Source organism: Emticicia agri (assembly GCF_004168285.1).
In the GTDB taxonomy this organism is placed as follows: domain Bacteria; phylum Bacteroidota; class Bacteroidia; order Cytophagales; family Spirosomataceae; genus Emticicia; species Emticicia agri.
On record NZ_SEWF01000025.1, the window covers coordinates 1 to 12935 of the forward strand.

General features: G+C 39.9%; 14 protein-coding genes and 1 tRNA gene. 5 read left to right on the forward strand and 10 right to left on the reverse strand.

Translation table 11 applies throughout. The features are described from left to right. Positions 1 to 150: IS1 family transposase (locus tag EWM59_RS28805; protein WP_130022357.1), on the reverse strand; the 150-nt coding region annotated here is incomplete at its 3' end. A gap of 125 nt (positions 151 to 275) precedes the next feature. Continuing rightward, on the reverse strand, positions 276 to 677 hold the full coding sequence (locus EWM59_RS28860; RefSeq protein WP_445447093.1) for an IS1/IS1595 family N-terminal zinc-binding domain-containing protein: 402 nt from the start codon (positions 675 to 677) through the stop codon (positions 276 to 278). A gap of 298 nt (positions 678 to 975) precedes the next feature. On the opposite strand from EWM59_RS28860, the gene EWM59_RS27650 reads away from it, so the two are divergent. Both EWM59_RS27650 and EWM59_RS16635 read left to right on the forward strand, forming a co-directional pair. Beyond that, positions 976 to 1039 (forward strand) — tRNA-Ser (locus tag EWM59_RS27650). A 157-nt stretch (positions 1040 to 1196) separates the two neighbouring features. Next, on the forward strand, positions 1197 to 1502 hold the full coding sequence (locus tag EWM59_RS16635; RefSeq protein WP_130022358.1) for a hypothetical protein: 306 nt from the start codon (positions 1197 to 1199) through the stop codon (positions 1500 to 1502). A 281-nt stretch (positions 1503 to 1783) separates the two neighbouring features. On the opposite strand, the gene EWM59_RS16645 is transcribed toward EWM59_RS16635, so the two are convergent. From EWM59_RS16645 to EWM59_RS16665, 6 genes are all read right to left on the reverse strand, one after another. Then, on the reverse strand, positions 1784 to 2437 hold the full coding sequence (locus tag EWM59_RS16645) for a hypothetical protein (RefSeq protein ID WP_130022360.1): 654 nt from the start codon (positions 2435 to 2437) through the stop codon (positions 1784 to 1786). Positions 2438 to 2491: 54 nt separating this feature from the next. Then, entirely contained in the window at positions 2492 to 2878 is a 387-nt protein-coding gene (locus EWM59_RS16650) for a carboxypeptidase regulatory-like domain-containing protein (protein WP_130022361.1), read from the reverse strand. Positions 2879 to 2939: 61 nt separating this feature from the next. Then, a complete protein-coding gene (locus EWM59_RS16655; protein WP_130022362.1) occupies positions 2940 to 3587 on the reverse strand; it encodes a hypothetical protein in 648 nt (215 codons plus the stop codon). Positions 3588 to 3591: 4 nt separating this feature from the next. Then, on the reverse strand, positions 3592 to 4101 hold the full coding sequence (locus EWM59_RS16660) for an RNA polymerase sigma factor (protein ID WP_130022363.1): 510 nt from the start codon (positions 4099 to 4101) through the stop codon (positions 3592 to 3594). Next, positions 4098 to 4274, reverse strand: a complete 177-nt coding sequence (locus EWM59_RS27655) for a hypothetical protein (protein WP_165372198.1) — start codon at positions 4272 to 4274, stop codon at positions 4098 to 4100. The genes EWM59_RS16660 and EWM59_RS27655 overlap by 4 nt, the downstream gene beginning before the upstream one ends. A 282-nt stretch (positions 4275 to 4556) precedes the next feature. Next, a complete protein-coding gene (locus tag EWM59_RS16665) occupies positions 4557 to 6251 on the reverse strand; it encodes a serine hydrolase (RefSeq protein WP_165372199.1) in 1695 nt (564 codons plus the stop codon). A gap of 368 nt (positions 6252 to 6619) precedes the next feature. Between EWM59_RS16665 and EWM59_RS16670 the strand changes: the two genes are divergently transcribed. The 3 genes from EWM59_RS16670 to EWM59_RS16680 all read left to right on the forward strand — a co-directional run bounded on the left by EWM59_RS16670 (position 6620) and on the right by EWM59_RS16680 (position 11640). Then, positions 6620 to 7717, forward strand: coding sequence for a PQQ-dependent sugar dehydrogenase (locus EWM59_RS16670; protein ID WP_130022365.1), 1098 nt, complete (start codon positions 6620 to 6622; stop codon positions 7715 to 7717). Between the two features lie 135 nt (positions 7718 to 7852). Further along, a complete protein-coding gene (locus EWM59_RS16675; RefSeq protein ID WP_130022366.1) occupies positions 7853 to 8494 on the forward strand; it encodes a 3-keto-disaccharide hydrolase in 642 nt (213 codons plus the stop codon). Positions 8495 to 8757: 263 nt separating this feature from the next. After that, positions 8758 to 11640, forward strand: a complete 2883-nt coding sequence (locus EWM59_RS16680) for a PVC-type heme-binding CxxCH protein (protein ID WP_130022367.1) — start codon at positions 8758 to 8760, stop codon at positions 11638 to 11640. 106 nt (positions 11641 to 11746) lie between these two features. Here the strand turns inward: EWM59_RS16680 and EWM59_RS16685 are convergent, their stop codons facing one another. Together EWM59_RS16685 and EWM59_RS16690 are read right to left on the reverse strand one after the other, a co-directional pair. Continuing rightward, complete coding sequence (locus EWM59_RS16685; RefSeq protein WP_130022368.1) at positions 11747 to 12130, reverse strand: DUF3037 domain-containing protein; 384 nt, start codon at positions 12128 to 12130, stop codon at positions 11747 to 11749. Continuing rightward, complete coding sequence (locus EWM59_RS16690; protein ID WP_130022369.1) at positions 12108 to 12905, reverse strand: HipA family kinase; 798 nt, start codon at positions 12903 to 12905, stop codon at positions 12108 to 12110. Before EWM59_RS16690 ends, EWM59_RS16685 begins: the two co-directional genes overlap by 23 nt. Positions 12906 to 12935: the final 30 nt, after the last annotated feature.

The following is a 12935-nucleotide window of genomic DNA, read 5'->3' on the forward strand; positions in this document are numbered from 1 at the left end:
CTTGAAAACAGCAGGTATTTTTTCATAGAAAACTTGTGCATCTTTGCTTGAACGACTGCCTATATGAAAGGCAATAATTTGTCTATTAATAGGGTTTAGTGCTAACCATAACCATTGTTTATTGGCTCTCTTACCTACAAAAGTCCACATCTCATCTAATTGAATACCATAATACTCAACCCTTACCCCTCTCTGTTTACTATATAATTCATTGACTAATAAATCGTTATTTTCTATGTCAGATAAGTAATAATTAGTAACTACATCTTCTATAACTACCTCATTATCTGATACTTGAATGTACTCTTGTAATGCAATCGAATTTTTTTTATAACCTCTATCCTTCCGATTTCTTCATCCATTCTATCTCCTAAATAAGATTCAATATCCGGCAAAGTCAAATCAGCGTTTAAATCATCGGGTAGGGATTTATATAAGTCTTTGATGTAAGATAATAGCCACTGCTGACTCAAATCACATACTCGACAAATACCGGATAAAGATATTCTCTCCAAGAGTAGTTTGTTAATAAGAATTTTATCGGATTCATTCACAAACCAATCCTGACCACCCTCCACAAATTGACGATTACAATTATGGCATAAATAGTTTTGCTTACCGTAATGAGTATGACCATTCTTCTTCGTATTTTCGCTATTACAATGACTACAGTTCATCTTTGCCTTTTTTTACAAAGATAGCTACAGCATTACATTTATACGACTACCCAAATCTTAATTTCTCCGCAAAATAAAAGCATAGATAGTAACGTTCTCTTTAATGAATAACCTTAATGATATTCAGGCTTATTGATAATCAGATTGTTAAAGTCAGCTATATTCAAGGGGACATTTTTCGCAAAATGCTCTATAAATGGAGTAAGTTGAGTTAGTAATAGACCAAAGCCGACAATTGCCCGACAAAATAAGCCTTATTTCTTTGTTTATTTGCAGGCATTTACAGTTATTTGTGAACGGAAAGTATGGTAAACCCTTGACTGCCAGTCAAGAGGTCATGGGTTCGAGTCCCATCTTATCCACAAGATAAATTTTTTCTGCTATTTGATTAGAAAAATTTTCTACCAAAACTTCTTGCGCTGTCCCATAGGTGTTTTGCACAAATGTATTTTGTACAAATGTGCGTCTTGACTAAAAAAGTAAAGTTAATATTTTTTGTCAACCAACTTTTTTATCACCATGAGTACAGAGGAAGAAAAGGCCAAAAAAAGTCGCGAGTATCAAAAAGAATACCATAAAAAGTATCGTGAAAAACACCGCGACATCCTGAATCAAAGATCGAGAGACTATGCGATTAACCATCGTGAAGAATTAAGAGAGAAATCCAAAGAGTATCGTCAACTGAACAAAGAAAAGTTAGCTGCCTATGAAGCTGCCCGTTGGCCCAAAAGAAAGGAGCAACGCAGATTGAAAAGAGAAATGCTGAAACAACAGAAGCTAAATGCTTTAGCTGCACAGGATACCCCAGATACTTCAACCAAGTAAAAGCATGATAACAAAATTACTCTCATTGCCGGATGAATTTACGGGCAAACGCCTATCTTTTTATCATAAAAATAAGGGTGAAGAAGTTGTTTTATTTTTGCTAAAACCATTGAAAAATCGGAAGGTACTTGCTGTAATACTTATATTATTGACGCTGTTATCAGTTTGGTATTATTTTCATTAAACCATTTGGATTGATACGATCTTAAGACTTTGGAGTCATGAGCGTGGGCAACTATTAAGAATAGTTACCCACGCTTTTTTTGTTACAGATAGGCCGATTAAATGCCTCGTCTATACGCTACAAAAACAATAGACAGAAAGCCTATATAGATAATCAGAGTTTTGTTAAAGCTCTTGGCAACGGGTGTAATGTAGTTGTTGAAAGTTTCAGTAAGTTTCTGCGAAAAGGTACTTTCGGGTTCTTCTATTATTATGCAATTTCCTAGTAGTAAAAGGCCTTCTTGTAAAATTTTATCCTCTTTGGGCATATTGAAAATATCAAAAATATACATCTCATTGTATCTAAGGTCGATGGGATATCTAGATAGTTTATATTTCTTACAAGCATTGAGAAGTTTTACGAGAGTTTCATAAGTAGTTTTGTGGTTTAGCTTTATTCTAAGACCATACTGGTAATTAACAAGTATTTTCTCTAAAAAAGCCTGATTACTATCCAACTTAGAAAATTCGTAGATAGTCTCTTCAAGATTAGGATTATTGGACTCAAAGTCTTTTAAAACCGTTTCTTTTCTGATTTTGTCGAGCATCGAATAATCATAAGACCATCCACCTCTATAAACAGGCTCAGGCATATTCAGCTTTAGTAGTCTGAAATCTCTTTTTTTGTACTCAACCTTTAAATAGGGAATACAGATGGCAGGAATGAAAAGCAGGCTTATCATTCCAACTTTGTAGAATTTTGAAAGGAACATTTTTTTAAGTTTAATTGAACAGGGGTAAATATAGTAAATAGCTTCTTAGTATTTCTATACTTCATAAGTAATCATAAAATCAATTTTTAGTGAATACCCTTTTCTGACTAAAATTTTCCGGGTGGTAAGTTCGTGAATACCTATACTACTAATTTTTATGGTATAATGTCCTTCGTTAAGCATAATCGAAAAATCACCATATTCATTGGTTTTCAGTTCCTGCTCAAAGTTTATTCCTTTAATGCTGATTCTGGCGCTTGTAAAAGGTGAATTATCAGCAAAATCGAACAATCTTCCTTTTATTTCACCTTTTTCATTTAATGCGGGCTTAGCGTAATTCTTTACTATCTGATAGCAATTAGTCCGGCAATCGGAATTTACTAAGCTCTGCCTGCTACAGCTTATTAACAAAAAAATGGTTATAAAATAGAGTGATTTCATCAGTCAGAATTTTATACCTAAAGTTGATAAAATTACTCTGTATATTCATTACAATAAAACTCTATTTCCTTTTATACTCCTCTATCTGTTCCAGTATTTCCATTGATTTCATGAGGGGTGTCCATTCTTTGCCCCTGAAAATTAATCCAAACCACTTTTTATTTCTGTTTTCATACCTGATATTGACAAATAGCCAGATGGCTAAATAAGTAAAAGCTGCTGTAAGCGGAATTTGTATCACATACCACCAGATACCGCCATTTTCCCAGACAGCCTGAGTCCAGTAAAAAGTATTCCATACCGGAAACTGCAAGAAAAGGAGTTTGGTAACCCAGATAGTTGACGATTTTAATCTGGCTATTTTTTCCTGTGTTGCCAGTATAGAATCGCTTATGTCAACCCGGTTAATCAGAATAAGCTGATACACATACACGCCAATAGCTAATTTAGTGAGCAGTACCTGAATAATAGCTGAAATTAAAAAAAATGAAACACCAAATTTAAAAGCAATCACAATTAATATATCCACAAAAACCACCCAGAGAATACCTACGATAATCGTAAAGATTTTCATGGGTTTCATTGACAGTAAATGTGAGTGAAGTTTTATTTTGGTAATATCTTCGGCGTTCTTTTTGTTGAGTGAGAGATTCTCTTCGAGTTTCTTATCGTAGACTTTCCACAGATTAAGTATTTCTGTATCTTCCATTGTTCTATTGATTGACATTTGAGAATTTTTGTTTGAGTATAAGTTTGATGCGTCCGATTTTAGTTGCTACGTTTGTTTCGGATATCCCGATGATTTCGGCAATTTCCTTATAGCTTTTTTCTTCCAGATAAAGCAGCATCAAGGCTTTATCAAGTTCTTTCAGTTCTGCTATAAACCTGTGCAGAATGCTGATATGCTCTTCTGTTTCATCGGCATGGCCGCTATCTGCATAATTCAGAATACCCTCATGGATAGGACTGGCTATATGTTGCCGACGGCTTTCGTTACGGTAAAACGAGATAGCTACATTGAGGGCAATCTGATAAATCCATGTCGAATATTTAAACTGTTCATTATACTTATCAAAAGACTTCCAGAGTTGCACCATAATTTCCTGCACAAGGTCGTTGCGGTCTTCTGCGTCTTTACAATAGGCATTAGCTACCTTATAGATAATGCCCTTGTGTGCTTGTAACACATCCAGAAACTTCTCCGATTTAGGGTCTGGTGTCATGGTTCGCTATCTGTTTTAGCATCTTGCACACAAATACTTGTTTCTGTCCGAATCAGTTTTTGTTGTGAAGTACTATAATAGTAATTTTTAGTGATAGTAATATGACACCTGAGCGTCAGTATCGTAATAAAGAGCAATGTCCATGCAATTAATCGTAATTTTTTGTAGGTCATCTGAGTAAATAATCATTGTTTACTCAATTATTCGTAGAGAAGAGGGAAAAATCACAGGGGAGGAAAAATATTTTTAAGGAAGCGTTTTCCGATGCTGCTGCCTTCGACCTGGCGTCGGCCGCTGCGTTCAAGCACCGGCTTGGCGCAATAGAGTCTAAGTTTCTTATAATCAGCAACCATTTGAATCGTCAAATCGGCGAGTGAGCGGAGCGGAGGTCACAAGGCAAAGGCCCGACTGTAAAGCGGACATTCCTATCTGATTGAAAATATAAAGCAAACCCATCAAAACAAATCATACTCTGGCCAGTCTTTGATGGCAGAAATGATATTCCAGCCTAAATTATCTAAATCAGTAACATACTGGTCATTACTATTCAGTTCTCCATAGTTGGCAATAATTGCCCACGAAAAACCACTGGGCGACCTCACTAATTCAGAAGAAGTTCCGATAAGCAAGCCTGTATGCCACCAGTAATTAGCCTGATTAACCGACCAACCGAGCGCATAACCATTGGCTGCATTGTATTTAGTCATGGTAGCAATGGTTTCGGGCTTCAATATATCAGGCTTGGTATTAAAACCATCTACATGGCTTATCAGCTTTAATAAATCAATACTTGATGCTATCAAACCTCCGTGCGAATCCATACGGGCTACATTGTAGGCATAAGGGCTATTGGTCTGGCTATAATATACTACTTCATTTTCTTTCCGGTTAGCTATGGTATTACCTGTGAGTTGAATGTTATCGGTGCCTGTTGGCTCAAAAATCGCTTTTTGCAGGTATTGCTCGTAAGTCATACCTGATACTTTTTCAATAATTCGACCCAACATACAATACCCCAGATTAGAATAATAGTACTTCGTGCCGGGCGTGGCGTATAGATTCCGGTTCTTTACTGCATTCTCTATAATCTGGTCTTGTGTCAGATTAAAAGCTGAAAACATAGGGTCATTACCATCGTTGGTAGCTACTCCGGCTGTATGTTCTAACAGATGCTTCACCGTAATATTCTCATAGCCGTTTCTATAAGGCTTTCCGCCATATTTATTTCCCAAAATTCCATTATCGCCGAATACTTTATCATCAAGCGATAATTTTCCGTCCTCAATCAGTTTCATAACGGCAATGGCAGTAATAGGTTTTGAGACACTGGCTATCCGGAAAAGAGAATAGGGAGTAACAGGCGTATTATTAGCCTTGTCAGCATAGCCATAACCTTTGGCATACATCAGTTTTTCCTGATTACTGATGGCAAAGGTCAAGCCGGTTATATCATATTTCTTCACAAAAGCATTCACCAGATTATCTACTTCCTGATCGACAGACTTGGGTGTAATCGTATAATTTTGCGTGCTTTTGTCTTCGGCTATTACTGTAAGTGTAATAGGAGCGCTTAAATCAATGCTGTCATTACTTACCAATGGTTTATTGTTCAGGCTTACGCTCGTTTTTAAGGAAGTAGTAAAGATTACTTTTACAGACTTAGGATTAATGTGTGGTGGCATAAAAATCGTATAATTATTACCCGAAGCTTTTGCCTTTGAAATGGTTGGTGCCCCTGAAAAAGTCTTAAAATTGACAAAGAAGCCTGTGAGTTGCTTTTCTGCTGAAGGTACCTTACTCACAGTAACAGTATATTCACTCATGCTACCATCTTCGGCCTTTACTTTGTATGTAACCGGATTGGTAAAATCGTTAGCTGTAGTACCACTTATCTGATTTTTACCATTTACTGTTACAGTAGCTAACGGCGAACTGGTAAAGGTAGCCTTCAGGTTATTGAGCGCAACAGACGAAGGCAAGGAGATTTTTATTTCTTTACCTATAATTACTCCTTCGGCATCAGTATCTATTGCATTATTGGCTTGCTTGAAAGAAAAAGTAAGGAGGTCTTTGGCGGCTGATTTAGGTTCTTCTTTCTGACAAGAGGAAACAATAATGTATAGCACAACAATAGCAAAGATGTGTTTCATGGCTTGTAATGAGTATGTAGATTTTATAACGAATATAAAGAAATTAAGTAACATATCAACTCCGTTGCTGTACAATTTTTACGGTTTGTCGTTACAGAAATTGTGATTCGGGCAATAAGGTATTTTTCATTCTATTGAATTTGCAGCGCATTAAGCAAACGATTTGAAAAATTGTGCCGCAATGAAGTAGATACCTAAGCACCCTCTGATAAAAAACAGGCTTTTGTACTAAAAATTCTTTGGATAATTAATAACTTTGACAAACGGCGTATGTTTAAAGTTTTAAAGTTTTTTTTCTTCATCATGTTTTACAGATTTTAGGCATTACTCCGGGCTATCATTTTAACCAAAGCTATCTATCATTTCTAATGAACAAAAAAACGCTTTTACTTTTCACTTTTTTTCTGAGCATTACAACCCTCGTATTCGGGCAGACGAGTACCGCATTTACCTCAGAAAAACTCTATGAAGGTTTTAACAATCCGTGGGGTATGACCTGGTTACCAGATGGCCGACTATTAGTAACCGAAAGAGCAGGAGATATATTGGTGTTTAAAAATGATAAGTTTACAGGTGAGAAACTATCCGGCGTACCTGAAGTAGTAAATCGTGGGCAAGGGGGTTTATTAGATATTCAGTTAGACCCTGATTTCAAGACTAACGGCTGGATTTACATTGCTTATTCTAAGCCGATGGAAGATGGTTCTTCTACGGCAGTAACTCGCTTCAAACTAAAAGGGAATCAGGTAGTTGAGAAAAAAGATGTATTTGTTGCGAAACCTGCTTTAAAAGCTGATTATCATTTTGGCAGTAGAATTATATTTGATAAAGTCGGATATATGTTTGTAAGCGTAGGCGAGAGAGGTACTCAACCTAAAGTGCAGCAATTAGATAACGACCACGGCAAAATTCACCGGATTTATCCGGATGGCCGTATCCCGACAGATAATCCCTTTGCCAATCAGGCAGGTGCCAGCCCTTCTATCTGGACTTACGGACACCGCAACCCACAAGGAATGGTTTATGATGCTGCTAATGACAGAATCTGGGCCGTAGAGCATGGTCCCAAAGGTGGCGATGAACTAAACCTGATTCAGAAAGGCAAAAACTACGGCTGGCCTAAGACTTCGTACGGTATTAATTATGATGGCTCTATTCTGACAGAATATAAAGAAATGGAAGGGGTAGAAAACCCAACACGTTACTGGGTGCCATCAATCGGCCCGTGCGGCATGGCCATTGTTACCAGCACTAAGTACCCTGACTGGAAAGGCAATCTATTGGTAGGTGCATTGGCTTTCCGCCATGTGGCACGTGTACAATTAGAGGGTACCAAGTATGTAACAGAAGAAAAAATATTACAGGATGTAGGCCGTGTACGCCACGTAGCCCAAAGCCCTGATGGAATTATCTATGTAATTACCGAAGGTCCGGGTTTATTATTGAAATTGGTGCCTAAGAAATAACTCCTCACCCCAAACCCCTCTCCTTCGGGAGAGGGGCTTAAAAAACTTTCATCTGATTTTTTGAAAGGCTTTTAAAGCCCCTCTCCTCCTTCAAGGAGAGGGGTTGGGGTGAGGAAAATTCAACCCCTAACTGATATGAAAGTTTTATTATTCTATTCAATCATCATCAGCATTTGTCTGATGAGTTTTATCCCTCAGACTACCGTAAAACCTGTCAGGCTTTTTGATGGCAAAACTTTCAAAGGCTGGGAAGGCGATACGGTTAAGACCTGGCGTATCGAAAACGGTATGCTGATAGGTGGCTCCACTGAAAAAACAGTACCCCATAACGATTTTATTGTTACTACCCGTACCTACGCCAATTTTATCTTGAAACTGAAAATTAAGCTAACGGGAAATCAGGGTTTTATCAATTCCGGCATACAGTTCCGCAGCAAGCGTTTAACGAACCCACCCTATGAAATGGAAGGCTACCAGGCAGACTTTGGAGAAGGTTACTGGGCGAGTTTATATGATGAATCACGTCGGAACAAAACGCTGATAAAACCGGATTCTGCTCAGGTGCTGAAATGGGTAAAAATCAACGACTGGAACGATTATGAGATTCGGGCAGAAGATCGCCATATCCGCTTATGGATTAATGGCAAACAAACCGTTGATTATACCGAACCTGATACAAGCATCCCTCAGTCTGGCTTGATTGGTTTCCAGATTCATGGCGGAGGAGCCGCACAGGTAGCCATTAAGGAGGTATTTCTGGAAGAACTGCCGGATTAGGAGAATTTAGTGATTGTGGGATTTAGTGAATGAGTGATTAGTCTTGAACTGTGCCGCGACGGCGGACCGTTTTAACTGATTATTATGATTTCGCTGATAATATACTGGTAGATTAAAAAGAATAGTCCGTTTCTGTTAATCAATTATAAAATCATAATAATCAAATAAATCAGGTAAATCAAAGTTCAGACAATTATTATTCACTAATTCGCTAATTCACACAATCACTCAATAGATTTATTCAAACAATTTCACCTTTAACTATGAAAAAATCCCATTTGCTCTTACCATTACTGGTGTTACTCATAGCTATACTAAGTGTATATGCACAGGAGGACACCGAAAAAGTTGATTTTGAGTACCGATTAGACGCAAGTATGCTGGGCTACTTTGCCAAAAACGGTGCTCGTAATCCCACGCTAAAAGCTTCAAAAGGCAGCTCGGTGCGCATTACGATTGTGAATACAGAGTTGATGACACACGACATTGCCTTAGAAAAACTGGGTTTGAAAAGTAAAACGGTCAATGAAAAAGGGCAAAGTACCAGCATTACTTTTAAAGCCGAAAAAAGTGATACTTATTATTGTACTGTACCGGGTCACCGTGCCGCCGGAATGGTGGGCAAATTTGAGGTAGTTGACGGACCGGTTACAGAAGCCGTAGTAGCAGGCAAACTACCGACCAAAGACGGTCAGCCGCTGAACCTGAATTTTGAAACCGGTACGCTAAAAGACTGGACAGCTACAGGAACTGCCTTTACGAATCCACTTTACAGCACAGACCCATCGCCTGTACATGAAAAAGAAATGAGCATTGGCTTTGAAGGAAAGCAATTTTTAAGTAGTGGTGGTACAACCAATTTTCAACAAACAGGTACCTTAACTTCTGTACCGTTTAAGGTAACACAACCTTATGCGGCTTTCAGTGTATCGGGTGGAGCTTTGCAGGATACCCGTGTAGAAATTGTACAGGCTGATACCAAAAAAGTAATTTTCCATTCGACAGGGCAAGGAAGAGCCACACTACAACCTGTGGTAGTTGATTTGAGACCTTACCTGAACAAGAATATTTTTATTCGCATTATTGATAACGAAACAGGTATTTCGCAGATACCTTATATTCCGAACGACAAATGGGCGCATATTAATTTTGATAATTTCCTTTTTTATCCATCCCGCCCGAATTTTCCGAACGAATTAAAACAAAAAGATATTATTATTCTTCCTCCGCTTGACCCTGTAATCAATGCAGGCCTTTCGGGCACAGAAGCGGCCAAGGCCATGACTTTGCCTAAAGGATTCAAGATTAATCTGGCAGCATCAGAGCCGGAAATTGTCCGCCCTATATGCTTTACTATTGACTGGAAAGGCAGATTATGGGTAGTAGAAGGACATACCTATCCGGTACCTGCACCAGAAGGACAAGGCAGAGACCGAATTCTGATTTTTGAAGATACGAACGGCGACGGAACGCTTGACAGCAGAAAGGTTTTCATGGAAAACCTAAACCTGGTAAGTGGGATAGAGTTAGGTATGGGTGGGGTATGGTTAGGCGCAGCCCCTTACCTGCTGTATGTGCCACTTGATGAGGCCAACGATAAACCTGCCGGCCCTCCACAGATACTCTTGGATGGCTGGGGAACTCAGGATACACACGAGGTTTTAAACAGCTTCCGATGGGGTCCTGATGGTTGGTTGTATGGTACGCATGGCGTATTTACGCACTCCAAAGTGGGTAAACCAGGCACACCTGACGACCAGAGAGCTAAAATCAATGGCGGAGTCTGGAGATTACATCCAACCACACATGAGTTTGAGGTATTTGCTGAAGGCTCAAGTAATCCGTGGGGATTGGATTTTAATGATTACGGACACCCTTTTATTACGGCTTGCGTGATTCCGCACATGTACCACACGGTTCAGGGCGGACGCTTCTTCCGTCAGGCAGGCAAACACTTCAATCCTTATATTTATGACGATATCAGCACCATTGCTGACCACCGCCATTGGTTAGGCGAAAGAGGGCCACACGCAGGTAATTTCAGGTCGGGTGCGGCAGGTGGTGGACATGCCCATGCCGGAGCGATGTTGTATTTGGGTGGTAGCTGGCCGCAGGAATACCGCAATAAAATCTTTATGAATAATATCAATGGCGCAAGAATGAATGTTGACCAGTTGACACGTTCGGGTTCCGGCTATTCGGCATCGCACAATAAAGATTTTGTGATTATGAACGACTCATGGTCGCAATGGCTGAATTTTAAATATGACCCAAGCGGTTCAGTATTTGTTATCGACTGGTATGATAAAAACCAGTGCCATAGTGCAAATCCTGACGTGCATAACAAAACGATGGGCCGCATCTTCAAAATCACCCATGATAACGATAAATGGGTGCAGGTAGATTTGTCGAAAGCTACTGATATGGAACTGGTAAACTATCAGTTACATAAAAATGAATGGTATGTGCGTCAGGCCAGAGCCATTCTGCAGGAACGTGGCGCCAGTGCACAAGCACATGAAGCATTAAGGGAAATGTTGGCTAAAAATCCTGATGTAACCCGTAAACTGAGAGCCTTGTGGACATTGCACGTAACGAAAGGGTTGACCGAGAGAGACTTGGTAGCTTTATTATCAAACCCAAGCGAGTACCTCAGAAGTTGGGCGATTCAGCTATTGGCAGAAAACAAAAGTGTATCGGCTGAAACTCTGAAACGCTTCGGGACAATGGCAAAAACTGATGTTTCGCCTTTAGTAAGATTATACCTGGCATCGGCCATGCAACGCATTGACCCAAGCCAGAGATGGGAAGTAGTAGAAGCCTTGTCGCAGAAAGTAGCCGACAAAGCCGACCATAACTTACCTGTAATGGTTTGGATAGCCGCAGAACCTTTGGCTACTTTAGATGCCAAACGTTTTGTACAGATGGGCGAAAAAGCCAAATTGCCTAAATTCCTGAATTATACCATTCAACGCACAGGCTCATTAAATACCACAGAAGCCAAAGGCATATTGAAAGATTTAGATGCACGTTTGGGCAAAGTTTCTACTAAAGAAAATCAGGACAATCAGGCACTCATTGCCAAGATACTATCCCCTACCCCTGCAAAAGAGGCAGATGCGCATGCAGGGCATGGAAGCCATTAAAAAAACTGAGTAAATGTATTGAAAAAAGGTACTGTCCTGAAGTTTCAGGACAGTACCTTTTTATCAGGTGTCAGGCTGGCACCAATAAATGAGTCAAAGAATTGTATCACAACACCAACTGCTCAAACAATCGTCCAAGCGTCTCTTCCGGGTCGATACAAAAGCCCGGATGGATTTTTGAGGTCTGGATAATGGTGCTACGGGTAGCAGTAAGCCAACGGAAACGGGAAGCAATGGGTAAAACCCCGATAGGCCCACCATTTTTACCACCGATACAGATGCGTTCTAAGGTATGCAGGTATTCTTCCAGTTCTGCTACCTCCAGCTTGCAGGAAAAAGCTTTCAGGCGTGCTGCATCTAATTGGTACCTGACTTTCAGAAAGCCTTTTTTAGGGCAATAGAGAATCACCCCTACATTCAGAAATTCTTCTCTTTCTACCCGTGGTACAATACGGACTACGGCATACTCATATAAGTGATTTTCTTGCATGCTGTGCTTCGTTAACAAAGTTTTCGGAGTGAGATACTCGTGATTCTAAAAATTGGGCATAAACGGCTCGTCTTTCCGCTGGTGATTCTGCCAATGAAGGGTCTTCTAACCACGCTTCAGGTATTAAGTCCACAATAGCCTGTATCAATTGAGGTGTAATTTTTTGTCTGTACTCTTTATCTACCTCTTCTATCTCGGTAGCAAAGGGGAGTAATACATGGTCTTTTACCTGTACAAAAGGTCTGAGCGATTGCTCTTTCCAGTTGTCCCATGAATGATGAAAATAGAGTGATGCCCCGTGGTCTATCAGCCAGAGTTCTTTGTGCCACATAAGCATATTGGTATTGCGGGCTGTACGGTCCACATTGGTAAGCAGGCAATCTAACCAGACAATCTGTGAAGCGAGTCTGGGATTAACCACATTCAACACAGGGTCAAAAGTAATAGCACCTGACAGGTAATGTACACCCAGATTCAAACCCACGCTTGCCTGTAATAAATCCTGTATTTCTTCGTCGGGTTCGGTTCTGCCAAAGGCTTCATCAAGGTTGGCAAAGACCATTTCCGGCATACGTAAGCCCAAGGCACGGGCGAGTTCTCCGCCTATCAGTTCGGCAATCAGGGCTTTTACGCCTTGTCCGGCCCCACGAAACTTGATTACATAGAGAAAATCGTCGTCAGCTTCAGCAATAGCCGGCAACGAGCCCCCCTCACGCAGAGGGGTAACATAGCGGGTGATATTGACAGTTCTTAGTTGCGTTTCGGCTGTATTCATTGGCTTTCTTTTAACTCGTGGCGCAAAAGT

Coding starts and splice junctions, on each gene's coding strand:
- EWM59_RS16690 (WP_130022369.1), bottom strand. CDS start 12,905: ATGAATACAGCCGAAACGCAACTAAGAACTGTCAATATCACCCGCTAT.
- EWM59_RS28860 (WP_445447093.1), bottom strand. CDS start 677: ATGAACTGTAGTCATTGTAATAGCGAAAATACGAAGAAGAATGGTCAT.
- EWM59_RS16645 (WP_130022360.1), bottom strand. CDS start 2,437: ATGTTCCTTTCAAAATTCTACAAAGTTGGAATGATAAGCCTGCTTTTC.
- EWM59_RS27655 (WP_165372198.1), bottom strand. CDS start 4,274: ATGACCTACAAAAAATTACGATTAATTGCATGGACATTGCTCTTTATT.
- EWM59_RS16685 (WP_130022368.1), bottom strand. CDS start 12,130: ATGCAAGAAAATCACTTATATGAGTATGCCGTAGTCCGTATTGTACCA.
- EWM59_RS16650 (WP_130022361.1), bottom strand. CDS start 2,878: ATGAAATCACTCTATTTTATAACCATTTTTTTGTTAATAAGCTGTAGC.
- EWM59_RS16680 (WP_130022367.1), top strand. CDS start 8,758: ATGAAAAAATCCCATTTGCTCTTACCATTACTGGTGTTACTCATAGCT.
- EWM59_RS16665 (WP_165372199.1), bottom strand. CDS start 6,251: ATGAAACACATCTTTGCTATTGTTGTGCTATACATTATTGTTTCCTCT.
- EWM59_RS16655 (WP_130022362.1), bottom strand. CDS start 3,587: ATGGAAGATACAGAAATACTTAATCTGTGGAAAGTCTACGATAAGAAA.
- EWM59_RS16675 (WP_130022366.1), top strand. CDS start 7,853: ATGAAAGTTTTATTATTCTATTCAATCATCATCAGCATTTGTCTGATG.
- EWM59_RS16660 (WP_130022363.1), bottom strand. CDS start 4,101: ATGACACCAGACCCTAAATCGGAGAAGTTTCTGGATGTGTTACAAGCA.
- EWM59_RS16670 (WP_130022365.1), top strand. CDS start 6,620: ATGAACAAAAAAACGCTTTTACTTTTCACTTTTTTTCTGAGCATTACA.
- EWM59_RS16635 (WP_130022358.1), top strand. CDS start 1,197: ATGAGTACAGAGGAAGAAAAGGCCAAAAAAAGTCGCGAGTATCAAAAA.